Origin of the sequence: Pseudomonas promysalinigenes (assembly GCF_014269025.2) — a bacterium.
Lineage (GTDB): Bacteria > Pseudomonadota > Gammaproteobacteria > Pseudomonadales > Pseudomonadaceae > Aquipseudomonas > Aquipseudomonas promysalinigenes.
The window spans coordinates 81,476-98,037 of record NZ_CP077094.1 but is presented as its reverse complement, the minus strand read 5'-3'; the positions used below and the strand labels follow the sequence as shown (position 1 = coordinate 98,037).

The window sequence follows — 16,562 nt, the reverse complement described above, 5'->3', positions numbered from 1 at the left end:
CTTCGCTCGCCCATGCGTTGCCTGATGTTCGTTTGCCTGCTGTTTTGCAGCCTGTCCTCATTCGCCCTCGATCGTTCACGCGTCGAGGGCTACCTGTTGCCCAATGGCCTGCAGGTGATCCTCAAATCCGGCTACGAACGTGATCACGTGGCAATTCGCCTGGTGGTGGGGGTTGGCCTGGATGACTTCGACTGCGAGCAGAAGGAGTTACCACACCTGCTGGAACATCTGCTGTTCACCGGTATCGACGACACCGGCGAGGGCGGCCTCGAGGAACGCCTGCAGAGCTTGGGCGGTGAATGGAATGCGTACACCAGCAGCGCCGATACCACCTTCGTGATCGAGGCGCCGGCACGCAACCAACGCAAGGTGCTCGACCTGCTGCTGCAGATCATCCGTGACACGCGCATCGACGCCAAGGCTCTGGCCAAGGCCAAGCACATCATCGAACGCGAAGACGGCGGCCACTATGGCCACCTGCAGCGCTGGCTTGACCGCCAAGACATCGGCCACCCGGCCAGCGACCAGTTGGCCACCGAACTAGGGCTCAAATGCCCCGAGCGCTCCAATGTCGCAGACATGACGCTTGAACAGGTAAAAACACTGCGCGAACGTTGGTACGCGGCCAACAACATGACCCTGATCGTAGTGGGTGGCCTTGACCGCCTGCTGCCAGCCTACCTTGAGCGGTCTTTCGGTGAGCTACCTCCCACCGAACCGCAAGAGCGCCGCGACCTGGAAACCATCACCCATCAGGCCGAACAGCGCCGCGACCTTAGCCGCAGCCTGCTGGGCGATACCGTCAAGCTGCACTGGCTGTTCATCGAACCAGTACTCGACAATGACCATCAGCAGACTCTGGATCTGCTGTCGCGCTACCTCGACTGGGCTATCTACGACCAGCTGCGCCTACACAACGGCTTGTCATATGGGCCGTCCGTGCAACGCGAAAGCTTTGGCGACAGTGGCATGCTCAGCCTCAATGCTGACCTTGAACGCGACGACATAGACCAAGCCGTGAAAGTGCTGCAACAGTTGTTCGACCGGCTGCGCAAACAAGGCCTGGACCCGCAGACCTTCGAGCGCATCAAACAGGCCGCCGTCGCCAAGGAAAGCTGGAGCACCCAAGGCAACAGCGCGCTTGCCGACTATTACTGGGGCGCCCTGAACGACTATAACGACGGCCGCTTTGCCGACCCGGCACGCAAACTGCGCCAAGTGACGCTGGAGCAGGCCAATGCTGCCTTGAAGGATCTGCTCAAGGACCAGGGTTACTTGCGTATCGAAAAACCGTTTCTGGGCTATGACGAACTGTACGGTCTGCTGGCCTTACTGCTGGGGCTGCTTCTGGCGCTTGGGCTGTTGCGCTGGCGGCGGCACAAACCGCAGCAGCCGAGCGGCGCTACACGGCAGCAATGAATCGGCGGTATTCTTTTGCCAGTACCGGTTCTTTTTCGCAGGTTAACCTGCTTCCACAGGCATTCAACGCCTGCCCAGTGTCTGTGGGGGCGATTGTTCTGAGAAAAGGCTGGCGCAGCCACTTCATCCTTTTGTTGCAGACCCATGCCACCAATACCCCACTTCGTTCAACGCGTCATCGAGCTGCTCAAGCGCTACCCGGGCGTCATCGCCCTCGGCGGTTTCCTCTCTGGTATTGGAAGCTTCATTCTGGTCGATCGCCAGGCCAGCCTAGCTAGCTGGATCGCCATCCTGTTACTGGTCAGCTGGGTCTGGCTGATGCTGGAAAACACCCTGACGGGCTTGTTCGCACGTACCTTCAACCGCGAAATCCCGCAACCGCTGCTGCGCTACGCCACGCAGATGATTCACCAGGAAAGCCTGTTCTTCGTTTTACCGTTCTTCTTCATCACCACCACCTGGAACAGCGGGCAGCTGGTGTTCACCGGCTTACTCGGCGCCGCCGGGTTGATCTCGATCATCGATCCGCTTTATTACAAGTGGCTGGCCCCGCGGCGCTGGCTATTCCTGGCGCTGCACACCCTGACACTGTTCGCTGCACTGCTCACCGCGCTGCCGATCATCCTGCATCTGACCACCGCGCAAAGCTTCAAGCTGGCATTGATCATCGCCATGGCGCTGTCTTTCCCAAGCTTGCTGAGCAGTTTTCCGATCACCAGTTGGCGCCGCGGTGTAGCGCTGGTGGTGCTCACGCTGGCAGTCGGCGGTAGCGGCTGGTTGCTGCGCTCGTGGGTGCCACCGGCAACGCTTTGGATGACCGATGTGGCGGTAAGCACCGAAGTGCTCAATCGCCAGCCCGGTGCTTCACTCAAGGAAATCGCCGCCAGCCGCATCCGCAGTGGCGGCCTGTACGCCTACACCGCAATCAACGCGCCACGGGGCCTGGACGAGCGTATCTACCACGTATGGCAAAAGGACGGCCAGGAAGTCGATCGGATTGCCCTGGATATCCACGGTGGGCGCAAGGAAGGTTACCGGGCATGGACCCACAAGCAGAACTTTCCGCCCAACCCGGTGGGCAAGTGGCAGGTGCGCGTGTTGACCGAAGATGGCCAGGTGATCGGCGTACTGCGCTTCAAGGTCGTGGACGACGCAGCGTCCCAGTGAGGCAGGCATCGTCGATTTTAAGCCAACCGCTCTAGGCCCACTGCGCTATGATCAGCCTCTAGCCCAGCCGGATGCATGGAGCCTATGACCACCCCCAGTGCCACCCTGGACACCAGTCGCCAACCGGCCTGCCTACGCATCACCGGTGACTGGACCCTGGCTCACTATGCCACTCTCAAACGCGACAGCGAGCACCTGCGCACGCAGTATGGCGCCGACGCTGTTGCCGACCTCAGCCAACTCGGTCGTCTGGACACTGCCGGCGCCTCATTGCTGGCCGAATTACTGGGCGCAGAGCGGCTCTCGCACTGCACCAACGACCTGCCCGAATCCAGCCGTGCCCTGCTCAAGAATGTGTACTGCTCGGTGCAAGACTACTGCATCCCGGTCAAGGCGCCTGAGCGTAATGTGCTGGCGGTCTTGCTGGAGCGTATCGGCTGCGCGGTCGGCGCCATGTGGCAGGACACCATGCAGTTGCTCGGCTTCCTCGGCCTGATCATCGAAACCCTGCTACTGCGGCTGTTCCAACCGCACCGCTGGCGCGTCACCCCGGTGGTCGCGCATATCGAGCAGACCGGTCTGGATGCTGCCCCCATCGTCGCACTGCTGACGTTTCTGGTAGGCGCCGTGGTGGCCTTTCTGGGTGCCACGGTACTGGCCAACTTCGGCGCAACGGTGTTCACCGTCGACCTGGTGGCGTTCTCGTTTCTACGCGAATTCGCCGTGCTGCTGACCGCCATTCTGCTGGCCGGCCGTACTGCCAGCGCCTTCACTGCGCAGATCGGTTCGATGAAGGCCAATGAAGAAATCGACGCCATCCGCACGCTGGGCCTCAACCCGATCGAACTGTTGGTGGTACCACGGGTTCTGGCGCTGCTGATTTCGCTGCCATTGCTAACTTTCGTTGCGATGGTCTGCGGCATCGTCGGTGGCGCGGTGGTCTGCGCCCTGTCCTTGGGCATCTCGCCGGCCATGTTTCTCTCGCTGTTGCAATCGGACATCGGCGTGCAGCATTTTCTGGTCGGCCTGGCCAAGGCCCCAGTGTTCGCCTTCCTGATCGCCGCGATTGGCTGCCTGGAAGGCTTCAAAGTCAGCGGCAGCGCCGAATCGGTGGGCGCCCATACCACCTCCAGCGTGGTGCAGTCGATTTTCGTGGTCATCGTACTGGATGCGGTGGCTGCGCTGTTTTGTATGGAGATGGGCTGGTGAATGCCGAGCAAGCAGTGATCCAGGCGCGAGGCATCTGCAACCGCTTCGGCAGCCAAGTGGTGCACGAGAACCTGGACCTTGACCTGTACCGTGGTGAAATACTCGCGGTGGTCGGCGGGTCGGGCAGCGGCAAGTCGGTATTGCTGCGCAGCATCGTCGGCCTACGCAGGCCCAACGAAGGGCAAGTGAAGGTCTTCGGCGAGGACCTGGCGGGTTTGCCCGAGCAACAGCGGTCGCAGGTGGAACGCCGCTTTGGCGTGCTGTTTCAGAGGGGCGCGCTTTTTTCGTCACTGACCGTCACCGAAAATGTCGCGCTGCCATTGATCGAACATGCCGGGCTTTCACGCGAGGATGCCGAGCACCTGGCCGGAGTCAAGCTGGCACTGGCCGGTTTGCCAATTTCCGCGGCTGACAAATACCCCTCGTCACTGTCCGGCGGCATGATCAAGCGCGCCGCCCTGGCGCGGGCTTTGGCGCTGGACCCGGACATCCTGTTTCTCGACGAACCCACCGCAGGCCTGGACCCTATTGGCGCCGCTGCCTTCGACCAGCTGATCCTGACCCTGCGCGATGCGCTGGGGCTGAGCGTATTTCTGATCACCCACGACCTGGACACCCTCTACACCATCACCGATCGCGTCGCCGTGTTGTCACAGAAGAAAGTCCTGGTCGCAGGCCCTCTGACCGAGGTCGCACAAACTAACGATCCCTGGATCCACGAATACTTTCACGGCCCACGCGGGCGCGCCGCCGTGCAGGCTGCCGCGAACGCCGAGCAGGAGCGCTGACCCATGGAAACCCGAGCTCATCACGTTCTGATTGGCCTGGTCACCGTTCTGGTGGTGGCCGGTGCCATGCTTTTTGGCCTGTGGCTGACCAAGTCCAGCGTCGACGACGCCTTCAAGGATTACGAGGTGATCTTCAACGAAGCCGTGTCGGGCTTGTCCCGCGGCAGCCCGGTGCAATACAACGGTATCAAGGTCGGGGATGTCAGCAGCTTGCGCCTGGACCCAAACGACCCCCGTCGGGTGCTTGCCCGGGTACGCCTGAGCGGCGACACACCCGTCAAGGAAGACACCAAGGCCAAACTGACCCTGGCCGGGGTCACTGGCAACTCATTCATCCAACTAAGCGGGGGCACCCCGCAAAGCCCGGAGCTCAAAGGCAAGAACGGCAAGTTGCCGGTGATCGTCGCCTCACCCTCGCCAATCTCTCAACTGCTCAACGACAGCAGCGACCTGGTGACCAATATCAACCTGCTGCTGCACAACGCCAACCAGATGTTCTCACAAAGCAACATCGACAATCTCAGCAGCACCTTGGCCAATCTCGAGCAGACCACTGGCGCCTTTGCCAATCAGAAGGGCGGTATCGGCGATGTGATCGAGCAACTGAGCCAGGCCGGCAAACAGGCCAACGCCGCCCTTGCCGAAACCCAGGCTCTGATGCACAACGCCAACAGCTTGCTTGGGGCGCAGGGCAAGCAAGCCATCGGCAGCGCCGAGCAGGCCATGCAGTCGCTGGCCGCAAGTGCAGCAACTATCAACAGCCTGCTGCAAGACAACCGCCAATCCATCGATGATGGCGCCCAAGGGCTCAATCAGTTGACCCCGGCCATCCGTGAGCTGCGCGAAACCCTCAACGCACTCAAGGGCATCTCACGGCGTCTGGAGGCAGACCCAAGCGGCTATCTGCTAGGTCGCGACAACAACAAGGAGTTCCAGCCATGAGCCTACCGCTGCGCCTGTTGGTCTTGGCAGCTACCTTCACCCTGGCCAGCGGCTGCTCGGTGCTGCCGCAGAGCGAGCCAGTGGATCTCTATCGTTTGCCAGTCAACCAAGCCAGCCATAGCGTCACCGCGGTGGGCTGGTCGCTGCGCCTGAACAAGCCGCTGGCCAGCGAAGCGCTGGCCGGGCCACGTATCGCGGTGGTGCCGCAAGGCAACGTCATCAGCAGTTACAAGGGCGCCCGCTGGAGCGACCCGGCACCGGTGCTGGTGCGCAACCGGCTGCTCGATGGCTTCCAGCGCGATGGCCGAGTGCAACGCCTGAGCGCGGACGACAGCAACCTGCAGGCCGATTACGAACTGAGCGGCGAGCTGCAAGCCTTTCAGAGCGAATATCAGCCGGGGGGCAAGGTGGAGGTGGTAATCCGCTACGACGTGCGCCTGGTCCAAGGCCGCAGCCAGCGCATTCTCAGCAGCCAGCGCTTTGAAGTACGCCAACCGCTGGCAGATCCCCAAGTGTCAGCCGTGGTCGCCGGCTTCGGCGCGGCCAGCGACAAACTGGTAGGGCAGGTGGTGAACTGGACGGTGGCGCAAGGCACCCAGGCTCAGGCGAAGAACCAGTAGCACACGCAGATGGCAGCGATGACGCCGGACAACTCGGCCAGCAAGGCACAGCCAACGGCGTGGCGCACGCGCTGGATACCCACGGCGCCGAAATACACCGCTACCACGTAGAAGGTGGTTTCCGTACTGCCTTGGATGGTTGCTGCCACCAAGGCCGGGAAGCTGTCGACACCTTGAGTCTGCATGGTCTCGATCAGCATGGCCCGCGCCGCGCTGCCGGAAAACGGCTTGACCAGTGCGGTGGGCAGGCCATCGACGAAGCGTGTATCCAAGCCCATCCAGTTGACTGCGTGGCGGATGCCATCCAACAACAACTCCAGCGCGCCTGAGGCGCGCAGCACACCGACCGCCACCAGCATCGCCACCAGGTATGGCAGCAGGCTCTTGGCCACATCAAAGCCTTCTTTGGCGCCTTCAACGAAGGTTTCGTATACCTGCACCCGCTTCAATGCGCCGATGACCAAAAACAAAATGATCACCCCGAACAGCGTCAGGTTGCCGAGGATCGAGGAAAGGCTGGCGAGCGCGGCAGCCGACAGGGTGCCCAGGAAGGCCATGAAACCGCCCAGCAGCAGTGCGCCTGGGATCAGATAGGCGAGCACCACCGGGTCCCATAGGCGCAGGCGCTGCATCACAGCCACCGACAGCAGCCCTACCAAGGTCGATGCACTGGTCGCCAGGAGGATCGGCAAGAACACCAGGGTAGGGTCAGTTGCCCCTTGCTGGGCGCGGTACATGAAAATGGTTACCGGCAGCAGGGTCAGCGACGAGGCGTTGAGCACCAGGAACAGAATCTGCGCATTGCTGGCCGTCGTACTGCTGGGGTTGAGTTCTTGCAGTGCACGCATAGCCTTCAGGCCAATGGGTGTTGCGGCATTGTCCAGGCCCAGGCCATTGGCGGCGAAGTTCATGGTGATCAGGCCCAGGGCCGGGTGGCCAGGGGGAACTTCCGGCATCAGGCGGGCGAACAGTGGCCCCAATACCTTGGCCAACCATTCGACGATACCGGCTTTTTCGGCGATCTTCAGAAAGCCCAACCACAGGGTCAGGGTGCCGAAAAGCAGCACCATGACCTCCACCGACAGCTTGGCCATGGCGAAGATACTCTCGACCATCGCCGCGAAGATCCCGGCATTGCCACCCACCAGCCACTGGGCCAGCGCGGAAACTGCCGCTACGAGGAAAAAGCCGAGCCAAAGGCCGTTGAGCATCCGCATGTACCCCTTGAAAAATGCCCGAATGATAGCGCATCGCAGCTTATGGAACGTTGATCGTTGCAGGCGCGGGGTTACCCGCGAAGAGCTCGGCACACAATGACAAGACAATTGCCACTATAGGTCCGGCAATGGACACACAGACAACAAAAAGCCCCGACAAGTCGAGGCTTTTTGTTCGAGTGAATCAGGGTCAGCGCTTGGCAGCTTCACCAACGACGACGGCCTGCTGCTTGTCCGCCATCAGCGAGGCATAGTACTGCTCACCTTTGGCGGCATCGTACATACCTTCCCATCGTGCAATTACCAGGGCGGCCAGGGCGTTGCCGATCACGTTCAGGGCAGTACGTGCCATATCCATGATACGGTCGACACCGGCGATGAACGCCAGACCTTCCAGCGGAATACCCACGCTGCCCAAAGTAGCCAGCAGCACTACGAAGGACACACCCGGTACCCCGGCAATGCCTTTGGAGGTGACCATCAGGGTCAGCACCAGCAGCAACTGCTGGCTCCAGGACAGGTCGATGCCATACAGCTGGGCGATGAAGATGGCCGCGATGCTCTGGTACAGGGTGGACCCATCAAGGTTGAACGAATAGCCAGTCGGCACCACGAACGAGCAGATCGACTTCGGCGCGCCGTACTTTTCCATCTTCTCGATCACGCGCGGCAGCACGGTTTCGGAGCTAGAGGTGGAGTACGCAAGAATCAGCTCATCTTTCATGATGCGCATGATCTTGATGACCGAAAAGCCGAACAGGCGTGCTACCAAGCCCAGCACCATGAAGGCGAAGAAGGCGATGGCGAAGTAAACCAGCAGCACCAGCTTGGCCAGCGGCAGCAACGAGCTGAAGCCGAAGTTGGCAACGGTAACGGCGATCAGGGCGAACACACCGATAGGCGCGTAGTTCATGATCATGTGGGTGACCTTGAACATGGTCTCCGACACAGCCTGGAAAGTACGCACCAGCGGCTCGCGCAGGTCGGCCTGCAGGCTCGAAAGACCAAGGCCGAACATTACCGAGAAGAAGATGATCGGCAGCATCTCGCCACGCATCAGCGCTGCGAAAATGTTCGACGGGATCAGGTTGAGCAGGGTTTCGATGAACGCATGCTCATGCTGAACCTCCGCCGCAGTAGCTTGATACTTGGAGATGTCGACGGTGCCCAGGGTGCTCATGTCGATGCCGGCGCCCGGGTGGAAAAGGTTGGCCAGTACCAAGCCAACCACGATGGCTATGGTGGTAACCACTTCGAAATACAGAATGGTCTTCAGGCCGATGCTGCCTAGTTTCTTCGCATCGCCAACCCCGGCAATACCCACGATCAGCGACGAAATCACGATCGGGACGACGATCATCTTGATCAGGCGAATGAAGATGTCACCGGCGGGCTGGAGAACGTTACTGATCCACCAGGCCTTTTCAGCGCTGAAGTGGTTCAGCAGCGCGCCGATTGCAACACCCAGAACCAGACCGATAACGATCTGCCAGGCGAGGCTCAGTTTTGCCTTCTTCATGTCTTTACCCTTTGTTGTAGTGGTCACGGGTACCGACAGGAAAAGCGCGCAACAAAGCCGGTGGCAATGTCACGGGAGCTTTTGGCTTCCGTCCGGAGACCTCGTGTAAGGACACCGCGAGCGAGCGACAAGGCGCTCGTGCCAGCGAAAAAGGCGGCAACTATTGCGATGGCACAGCACGAAATCTAATGCCGGAAGCGCATAACCTATACCGTTTCGGCATGGGCAAAGCGCCAGCGTTTAATTGCATGTAAGTCATTGATTTATAACGTTCGGGAATCCGAACAGAGCTAAACCGCTATTTTTAGCCAGTTTTAGCGGGGGAAGGAGTGAGGTTCAAAAAGGCCTGTTCGGCAATCCGAATGGCAGAAATGGCACTTGCCTGGACTCTCTCGATCACTAAAAAAAGTGACGTGTGGTCGCAACAAAATGTGTCTTAACAGAGAAAGTAAGAAAGGTACTCATTGAGCTGTGGGATGGCGCCTCGGAAGCTCCGCCGGCGAGACATATTCAGCACGCCTGACCGGAAGCTTCCGATTCTGCCTTTCCTGACCCGGCCCACTACTGGAGGCACTCCCTGTACCCCTAGGCCACTCCGATCCTGCAACAATCAGAACAGCCCGGCCCCATGGTCATGCGTTACCCCTCCTCGGGGCGGCGCATCATAGAAGCGAAAACGATACGAAAGTTTCGCTTCTATTGCGTGACAGAGCGCGAAACCTGGTTAGTACCAGTTGGGATCGCGCTTGAGTTGCTCCTGCAACATCGCCTTCATGCCATCGTCTGGCTTACCCAGCCAGCGATACTGCGCATGACGGGTCGGCGATTTGTCCTTGGGCAGGCCTTCGGGTACCTCCACGAGCATCCCGTAGGCATCTTCCTTGTCCCAACTGAACGCGACGATCAGGCGTTTGTAGGTGCAGTTCTGTGGCGACTCGCATAGCGGGCCAACCAAGTATTTGTCACCGTCCTCAGTGAGGGCAGTCATTTGCTCCTGCCCACTACCGCTGAGGTTGATCACCCAATCGGGCAGGCGCTCCTCACCTTTGATCGCGTCTTGCCATGCCTCTCGATACTCGGGGTCCGAGCCGAGCAGTTGCTCGACCCGAACCTGGCCATCATTGGCCGCCAGCACTGTTGCACTACCACCCGACATCAGGGCAGCGAAAACCAGTGCCGTGCTCAGCTTCCTGCTCATCGTCAACCTCGACCACGTCCAAAGAAGAAGGAGGCTACGAACAGGACCAGGAAGACGATGAACAAGATCTTCGCAATGCCTGTAGCGGCGCCAGCGATACCACCGAAGCCGAGCACGGCGGCAACAATGGCGATGATGAGAAAAGTAATTGCCCAGCTCAGCATGATGCTTCTCCTTTCTTTTTGAAAAATGTTCAGAACACCCAGCGATCCTGAGGCACAACGTTTGCGACGGTGGCCGGCGAGGTGTTGACTGCAGGACGCTGCCCTGCAGGCTCATTGGCTTGGACCAGCGAGCTGGTCCGGTTTGCCTGAATTTGAGCCAGCAGCGCAGTTTGCGCGGCGACTTGATCGGCCAGACGCGAGGTCTGCCAGCTGTAGTAGAAGAGGCCGGCGGCCAAGGTCAGCAGCAAAGCCATCCCAAGCAACAGGAACTGGCGCACTGGAAGTGCGACATTGAGCGAGCGGTTGACGTTTGGGCGGTTCATGCCGGCTTCTCCTGCTGTAATTTTTCTGTTCAAACCTGAACAAGTAATTGCAGCCTGCATGCCAGCTTTGGAAGCTTATAAAAATCGTTATAAATCAATGACTTATACAGTTAACCCGGCAGGAGTGAGGACGTATACTGCACGATACCCCTGCCAGGGTCGTGCGAAATGCACGACTCAGGCTTCGGCCTTGGCGGCTACCTTTAGAAGATCAACGTCCACACCGCGTACGCCAATGATCTGCCGAGCGATCTCCAGAGCGATGGTCTTCTGTTCGCGGCTCAGTACTTCACCGCTTAGCCTGACCATGCCTTTGTCGCTGGCGACTTTGATATTCAGGCCATCGAGATTGCGACTGAAACGCAGGCTGGTCTGGATTTTGTCGACTATCCAACTGTCGCTCGGCTGAGGCTCGCTGTCGGCGCCAACGGGGGTCTCCCTAGCTTTTGCCATGGCAGCGCTATCCAGGCTGACCAGGTTATTGACCAGATACACACCCGCTGTGCTGCCCGCCAGTACGCCTGCCAACGCCTTCGCCTCTGCACTGTCCACTTTGCCGCGCAGGGTAATCACGCCATCACTGCTCTGAACCTCGATGGGCGCCTTGCTCGTGATGCGACTCCACTGCAGCCGCGCCCGTACAACTGCGGCAAGGGTCGCATCCTCAAGGCGCTGAGCGTAAGCGCGACGCTCCAGCGGGCGCTCGACCAGTTGGGCGTTAACCCGTAACTGGTTATCAACCTGTTCGATGCCATGGGTTGCCAGTGCTACTTCCTCTGCGAGCTGTCGCTCGACCTGGTTTTCGACTTCGCCCGACAAACGTGCCTGTTGGCCATCGACGGCGACCTCGATACGAAACAGGTTGAGCATAGGATTGAGCGCCAAGGCCGTTTGCACGGAGCCCAGCCGCCGCGCGTCCTGCACTGGATCAGCCAACGCAGATGTGCAAATGGGTAGAAGGCTGGTTGCCAATACGGTCATTCGAATGAGAGGGCGCATGGATATACCTCGTTGATAGGCAAAAACTGAAATACTTCGCAACCAATGTGCCAGGTAAGGGCTCTAAGGAAAGCATAGTGATATCCAGCTTCACGGCATTAAACGGACATTGGCTAGCATGCAAAGGACAGAATCCGTCACAATTGACCGTGCAACTTGCCCGATTTTTCCCACACTAATTACAGAACCATCCCAAGGAGCGCAGGAAATGCAACCAGCCCAGGACAATCAAGGCCGCATTCTGCTGGTGGATGATGAGTCCGCAATCCTGCGCACCTTCCGCTACTGCCTTGAAGATGAAGGCTATAGCGTCGCCACGGCCAACAGCGCCGCACAGGCTGAAGCCTTGCTGCAACGCCAGGTGTTCGACCTGTGCTTCCTGGATTTGCGCCTGGGTGAGGACAATGGGCTGGACGTGCTAGCGCAGATGCGTATCCAAGCGCCCTGGATGCGGGTAGTCATCGTCACCGCGCATTCGGCGATCGATACCGCCGTGGACGCCATCCAGGCCGGCGCCGCCGACTACCTGGTCAAACCCTGCAGCCCCGACCAGCTACGCCTGGCCACCGCTAAGCAGCTCGAAGTACGCCAACTCTCGGCGCGACTGGAGGCGCTCGAAGGGGAAGTACGCAAGCCTAAGGACGGCCTGGACTCACACAGCCCAGCGATGATGGCAGTGCTGGAAACTGCCCGCCAAGTGGCCACAACCGATGCCAATATCCTGATCCTTGGCGAGTCGGGTACCGGTAAAGGCGAGCTGGCCCGCGCCATTCACGGCTGGAGCAAGCGGGCGCGCAAAGCCTGCGTGACCATCAACTGCCCATCGCTCAATGCCGAGCTCATGGAGAGCGAATTGTTCGGCCACACACGCGGGGCCTTCACTGGCGCCAGTGAAAGTACCCTGGGGCGCGTCAGTCAAGCGGATGGTGGCACGCTGTTTCTTGACGAGATCGGTGATTTCCCTCTCACGCTACAACCGAAATTGCTGCGTTTCATCCAGGACAAGGAATACGAGCGGGTGGGCGACCCCGTTACCCGCCGCGCCGACGTGCGAATTCTTGCGGCGACCAACTTGAACCTGGACGACATGGTGCGCGAGAACCGCTTCCGTGAAGATCTGCTGTATCGCCTCAACGTCATTACTCTGCATCTGCCGCCCCTGCGCGAGCGCAGCGACGACATCCTCACCCTTGCCGACCGCTTCCTGGCCCGCTTCGTCAAGGAATATGCCCGCCCGGCGCGAGGTTTCAGCGATGAGGCACGCAGTGCACTGCTCAACTACCGGTGGCCGGGCAACATCCGGGAGCTGCGTAACGTCATCGAACGCGCAAGCATCATTTGCCCACAGGAGCGCGTTGAAGTGAGCCACTTGGGCATGGGTGAGCAGCCCACCAGCAATGCACCCCGTGTAGGTGCTGCGTTAAGCCTGGATGAGCTGGAGCGCGCCCACATCGGCGCGGTGCTTGCCGCCAGTGACACCCTAGACCAGGCGGCCAAAACCCTTGGTATCGACGCCTCGACGCTTTACCGCAAGCGCAAGCAGTACAACCTATGAGGCTGCCGATGAAGCTGCGTACGCGGCTGTTTCTCAGCATTTCGGCGTTGGTGACCGTGGCCCTGCTGGGGCTGTTATTGGGCTTGGTCAGTGTGCTGCAGATGGCGGCGGCTCAGCAGCAATCGGTACTGGAAACCACCCACTCCTTGGAAGTGGGCTTGAAGCTCAGGCAGAACCTTGGGGACCAGCTGGTACTGCTGCTGGACAAGGACAACTCCCCGAACAACTTGCCCACGCTGCAGGAGAACTTCCAGGCGCTGCTCGACCACGGCTTGGCCCAAAGCGGTGACCGCGTCGGTTTCAGTAAGGCCAATGAGAACTACCAGGCCTTTCTGCAAGCCTATCGTGCCACTCCGGACCCGGCTCGGAGCATGGATGTGGAGCAACCGCTGGGCGCTGCATTCAACCAAGTGCGCACAGACCTCATCGATTCACACAAGCAAGCCCTCGATCAAATCCTCAATAGCGAAGCGCACACCCGCGATCAGGCGCTTCTGGTCAGCGGCGCGCTGGGCCTGATGGGCCTTGTGGTGCTAGTGCTGGGTTTTATAACTGCCCACAATATCGCCCGGCGTTTCGGCCAGCCTATCGAAGCCTTGGCCAAGGCTGCAGACCAGCTCGGCCAAGGAGACTTCGAGATCACCTTACCGGTGACCCACGCTATCGAGCTCAATCAGCTGACCCGTCGCTTCGGGCTAATGGCCGATGCGCTGCGCAAGCATCAGGCTACCAATGTCGATGAACTGCTGGCAGGTCAACAGCGCTTGCAAGCCGTGCTCGACAGTATTGACGATGGCTTGCTGATCATCGACCGCCAAGGCCTGTTGGAGCACCTCAACCCAGTCGCTCAGCGGCAGTTGGGCTGGGACAACAGCCGTGTCGGTACTGGCTTGGCCGAGGCCTTGCAACGCCCGGAACTCAATCAGCAACTGCACCAGGTACTGCGAGGCGGCAGTCTGGACCGGCCTCCTGAGGACCTGAGCATCGAGGTTGAAGAGGAAGCCCGGCTGCTCACCTACAGTCTGACTCCGGTCAGCCATCCCCAGGGGCCGATTCTCGGCGCGGTCATGGTGTTGCACGACGTCACCGAGCAACGCGCCTTCGAGCGCGTACGCAGCGAGTTCGTGCTGCGCGCTTCGCATGAACTGCGCACACCAGTGACCGGCATGAGTATGGCGTTCGGCCTGCTGCGCGAACGATTGAAGTTTCCGCCTGAGGCTCGTGAAAACGACTTGCTGGAGACCATCGGCGAAGAAATGCAGCGCCTGACTCAGCTGATCAACGACCTGCTGAACTTCTCCCGTTACCAGAGCGGCCTGCAGAAGCTCGAACTTGCACCTTGCGCCATCGACGAGCTGCTCGACAGAGCGCTGCTGCGTTTTGCTGACCAAGCAGCCAGCAAGCAGATTGAACTGGTCAAAGCGCTGGAGCCCCCGCTGCCACGTATTCAGGCCGACATCGGGCAACTGGACCGCGTACTGGACAACCTGTTGCTAAACGCTATTCGCCATACACCTAGCGGCGGGCATATCCGCCTGCATGCTCGACGCCACGCAGAACGCGTGATCGTCAGCGTCGAGGACGATGGGGAAGGTATCGCCTACGGTCAGCAAGGGCGGATCTTCGAGCCGTTCGTGCAGGTCGGGCGCAAAAAAGGAGGGGCTGGACTGGGGCTGGCACTGTGCAAAGAAATCGTGCAGTTGCATGGAGGGCGCATGGGCGTGTTTTCCCGACCGGGGCAGGGCACGCAGTTCTACATGGCGCTGCCGGTCTGAACAGGCTCCCCCTCAAGGCTCATCATTGATCCGCGCCCGCCTGGGCTGGCGGCCGCGGGTCACGAGTTCGGCAAACTGCCGGGCATTGAGCGGGTGAGCGAACAGCCAACCTTGGCCGTAATTGACGCCCTCGCTATTCAGTAGCACCGCCTGCTCCTCGCTTTCGATGCCTTCGGCAATCACTCGCAGATGCAGGTCATGAGCCATACGAATGATATGCGGCGCTACACCGCTGCTGGCGGCGTCGTGGCCCAGTGCGTCGATGAACGCCTTGTCGATCTTCAGGCAATCCACGGGCAACGTCTGCAAATAGGCCAGGCTGCAATAGCCGGTGCCGAAGTCATCGATCAGCACCTGATGCCCAACCGCCCGCAGCGCCTGCAGGTTATCCCGCGCTACCACTACATCGATCAAACCGCGCTCGGTGACTTCAAAAGCGATCTGACTGGGCGCGACGCGGTGTAGCGCCAACAGTCGAGCAGCAACACTGCCGATACGCGGCACCATGACGTCACAGGCTGCCAAGTTGACGGAGATATAGAGGTTGCGGTGTGAGCGTAGCAACTGCCCTAACTGTTCGAGCACCCGTTGCAGCACAAAGTCGGTGATTTGCCGAATTTGCCCGGTATTTTCCGCAAGCGGGATGAACAAGTCAGGGCTGGTCAACGAGCCATCCGGCCTGCGCCAGCGCACCAGGGCTTCTGCGCCGACACAGCGGCGACTGTCGAGCTCGAAGATCGGTTGATACAGCACCTGCAGCTCGCCCCGGCGCAACGCATTTTGCAACTCCGAACTCATCGAACGCCGCTGCTGGATCAGTTGCAGTACCAGCCAGCCGATACAGCATGCGGCTAAAAGACTTCCGGGGAATAACAGCCAGAGCATGCCATTCATGCGTAACGGCAAGCTGGCACGGGGTGCAATCAATGCCAACTGATAGTCCGGTGACCGGGTGGGCATCCGATACACCAGCCGATCTTGCAGCTCGATCAAGGATTTTTGGCTGGGGGGCGGCCAGCCATTGGTCGGTGGCCACGCCTGAGGTGGGCCCAGAACCGGTATGGCGCGGGTGCCGTTATCCAGCACGACCAACAAGCTGCCCCCTGGCGGCAGATCGACTACATCAGTCAGGTGCCCGCGCGAGGTAGATACCAGAAAATTGCCCCGTGCGAGCATCAGGGCAGCGAGGTTCTCGTTGGGTTCAGTAGTGGTATTGAGCCAATAGCTATAGGTCGGCCCCTGAATATCCGGCGCCCGGGTGGGCACGAAGGCCCTGGCCCCGCCCCTGTTGGAGCAGGCGACATTGGCGTCCACATACGCGGCTTCATAGATGAAGCGCGAGCCCAGGCCAACCTGCTGCAGCACCGAAACCATCGCCGGGCTGCAACCGCGCACTGGCTGAGCCTGAAGCTCGTCGACACCCTCGCGCAGTTGGCCGAATACCTGCTCCAGACGCTCGAGAAAGCGCTCGCCCTGGGCGTTCATCTGCGCCATTTCGCTGTCTTTCATCTGCTGCAATGCAATTGCGATGCTGGCGGCCAGCAACACCGCAGCGCTGGCCAATGCTGCAAGGGTGGCCAGCATCCAGGGACGGTAGAAAAATTGGCGCAATGCAGAAATCAGAGCAGACATGGGCAGCATCCAGTTGATTAACAAGGTATAGCAAC

15 protein-coding genes are annotated in these 16,562 nt (G+C 60.0%); 8 read left to right on the top strand and 7 right to left on the bottom strand.

All coding sequences use genetic code 11. The features are described from left to right. Positions 1-12: 12 nt before the first annotated feature. From HU725_RS00485 to HU725_RS00460, 6 genes are all read left to right on the top strand, one after another. A complete protein-coding gene (locus tag HU725_RS00485) occupies positions 13-1,419 on the top strand; it encodes a M16 family metallopeptidase (protein WP_186476050.1) in 1,407 nt (468 codons plus the stop codon). Between the two features lie 144 nt (positions 1,420-1,563). Beyond that, on the top strand, positions 1,564-2,586 hold the full coding sequence (locus tag HU725_RS00480; protein WP_186476051.1) for a DUF5924 family protein: 1,023 nt from the start codon (positions 1,564-1,566) through the stop codon (positions 2,584-2,586). A 75-nt stretch (positions 2,587-2,661) separates the two neighbouring features. Next, positions 2,662-3,795 (top strand): ABC transporter permease, encoded by a 1,134-nt coding sequence (locus HU725_RS00475; protein ID WP_186476052.1) that lies wholly within the window; start codon positions 2,662-2,664, stop codon positions 3,793-3,795. Next, on the top strand, positions 3,792-4,583 hold the full coding sequence (locus tag HU725_RS00470; RefSeq protein ID WP_186476053.1) for an ABC transporter ATP-binding protein: 792 nt from the start codon (positions 3,792-3,794) through the stop codon (positions 4,581-4,583). The genes HU725_RS00475 and HU725_RS00470 overlap by 4 nt, the downstream gene beginning before the upstream one ends. 3 nt (positions 4,584-4,586) lie before the next feature. Continuing rightward, the gene (locus HU725_RS00465; protein ID WP_060480128.1) at positions 4,587-5,525 is read left to right on the top strand and encodes an MlaD family protein; all 939 of its coding nucleotides are present in this window, start codon (positions 4,587-4,589) and stop codon (positions 5,523-5,525) included. After that, complete coding sequence (locus HU725_RS00460) at positions 5,522-6,145, top strand: ABC-type transport auxiliary lipoprotein family protein (RefSeq protein WP_186476054.1); 624 nt, start codon at positions 5,522-5,524, stop codon at positions 6,143-6,145. Before HU725_RS00465 ends, HU725_RS00460 begins: the two co-directional genes overlap by 4 nt. On the opposite strand, the gene HU725_RS00455 is transcribed toward HU725_RS00460, so the two are convergent. The 6 genes from HU725_RS00455 to HU725_RS00430 all read right to left on the bottom strand — a co-directional run bounded on the left by HU725_RS00455 (position 6,127) and on the right by HU725_RS00430 (position 11,565). Further along, entirely contained in the window at positions 6,127-7,356 is a 1,230-nt protein-coding gene (locus HU725_RS00455; protein ID WP_186476055.1) for a nucleoside recognition domain-containing protein, read from the bottom strand. The two genes, HU725_RS00460 and HU725_RS00455, sit on opposite strands and share 19 nt — an antisense overlap. 196 nt (positions 7,357-7,552) lie before the next feature. After that, positions 7,553-8,881 (bottom strand): glutamate/aspartate:proton symporter GltP, encoded by a 1,329-nt coding sequence (gltP, locus tag HU725_RS00450; protein ID WP_186476056.1) that lies wholly within the window; start codon positions 8,879-8,881, stop codon positions 7,553-7,555. Between the two features lie 724 nt (positions 8,882-9,605). Beyond that, entirely contained in the window at positions 9,606-10,079 is a 474-nt protein-coding gene (locus HU725_RS00445) for an inhibitor of vertebrate lysozyme family protein (protein WP_060480207.1), read from the bottom strand. Between the two features lie 2 nt (positions 10,080-10,081). After that, complete coding sequence (locus tag HU725_RS00440; protein WP_003252966.1) at positions 10,082-10,243, bottom strand: DUF1328 domain-containing protein; 162 nt, start codon at positions 10,241-10,243, stop codon at positions 10,082-10,084. Positions 10,244-10,272: 29 nt separating this feature from the next. Further along, on the bottom strand, positions 10,273-10,566 hold the full coding sequence (locus tag HU725_RS00435; RefSeq protein ID WP_060480208.1) for a hypothetical protein: 294 nt from the start codon (positions 10,564-10,566) through the stop codon (positions 10,273-10,275). A gap of 177 nt (positions 10,567-10,743) precedes the next feature. Then, positions 10,744-11,565, bottom strand: coding sequence for a BON domain-containing protein (locus HU725_RS00430; RefSeq protein ID WP_186476057.1), 822 nt, complete (start codon positions 11,563-11,565; stop codon positions 10,744-10,746). 208 nt (positions 11,566-11,773) lie between these two features. Here HU725_RS00430 and algB point away from each other — a divergent pair, with 208 nt between their 5' ends. Together algB and HU725_RS00420 are read left to right on the top strand one after the other, a co-directional pair. Further along, positions 11,774-13,120, top strand: coding sequence for a sigma-54-dependent response regulator transcription factor AlgB (algB, locus tag HU725_RS00425; protein ID WP_060480210.1), 1,347 nt, complete (start codon positions 11,774-11,776; stop codon positions 13,118-13,120). Then, entirely contained in the window at positions 13,117-14,895 is a 1,779-nt protein-coding gene (locus tag HU725_RS00420; protein ID WP_186476058.1) for a KinB sensor domain-containing domain, read from the top strand. Before algB ends, HU725_RS00420 begins: the two co-directional genes overlap by 4 nt. Before the next feature lie 12 nt (positions 14,896-14,907). Here the strand turns inward: HU725_RS00420 and HU725_RS00415 are convergent, their stop codons facing one another. After that, on the bottom strand, positions 14,908-16,527 hold the full coding sequence (locus HU725_RS00415) for an EAL domain-containing protein (RefSeq protein WP_186476059.1): 1,620 nt from the start codon (positions 16,525-16,527) through the stop codon (positions 14,908-14,910). Positions 16,528-16,562: the final 35 nt, after the last annotated feature.

Coding starts and splice junctions, on each gene's coding strand:
- HU725_RS00485 (WP_186476050.1), top strand. CDS start 13: ATGCGTTGCCTGATGTTCGTTTGCCTGCTGTTTTGCAGCCTGTCCTCA.
- HU725_RS00480 (WP_186476051.1), top strand. CDS start 1,564: ATGCCACCAATACCCCACTTCGTTCAACGCGTCATCGAGCTGCTCAAG.
- HU725_RS00475 (WP_186476052.1), top strand. CDS start 2,662: ATGGAGCCTATGACCACCCCCAGTGCCACCCTGGACACCAGTCGCCAA.
- HU725_RS00465 (WP_060480128.1), top strand. CDS start 4,587: ATGGAAACCCGAGCTCATCACGTTCTGATTGGCCTGGTCACCGTTCTG.
- HU725_RS00460 (WP_186476054.1), top strand. CDS start 5,522: ATGAGCCTACCGCTGCGCCTGTTGGTCTTGGCAGCTACCTTCACCCTG.
- HU725_RS00455 (WP_186476055.1), bottom strand. CDS start 7,356: ATGCTCAACGGCCTTTGGCTCGGCTTTTTCCTCGTAGCGGCAGTTTCC.
- gltP (WP_186476056.1), bottom strand. CDS start 8,881: ATGAAGAAGGCAAAACTGAGCCTCGCCTGGCAGATCGTTATCGGTCTG.
- HU725_RS00445 (WP_060480207.1), bottom strand. CDS start 10,079: ATGAGCAGGAAGCTGAGCACGGCACTGGTTTTCGCTGCCCTGATGTCG.
- HU725_RS00440 (WP_003252966.1), bottom strand. CDS start 10,243: ATGCTGAGCTGGGCAATTACTTTTCTCATCATCGCCATTGTTGCCGCC.
- HU725_RS00435 (WP_060480208.1), bottom strand. CDS start 10,566: ATGAACCGCCCAAACGTCAACCGCTCGCTCAATGTCGCACTTCCAGTG.
- HU725_RS00430 (WP_186476057.1), bottom strand. CDS start 11,565: ATGCGCCCTCTCATTCGAATGACCGTATTGGCAACCAGCCTTCTACCC.
- algB (WP_060480210.1), top strand. CDS start 11,774: ATGCAACCAGCCCAGGACAATCAAGGCCGCATTCTGCTGGTGGATGAT.
- HU725_RS00420 (WP_186476058.1), top strand. CDS start 13,117: ATGAGGCTGCCGATGAAGCTGCGTACGCGGCTGTTTCTCAGCATTTCG.
- HU725_RS00415 (WP_186476059.1), bottom strand. CDS start 16,527: ATGTCTGCTCTGATTTCTGCATTGCGCCAATTTTTCTACCGTCCCTGG.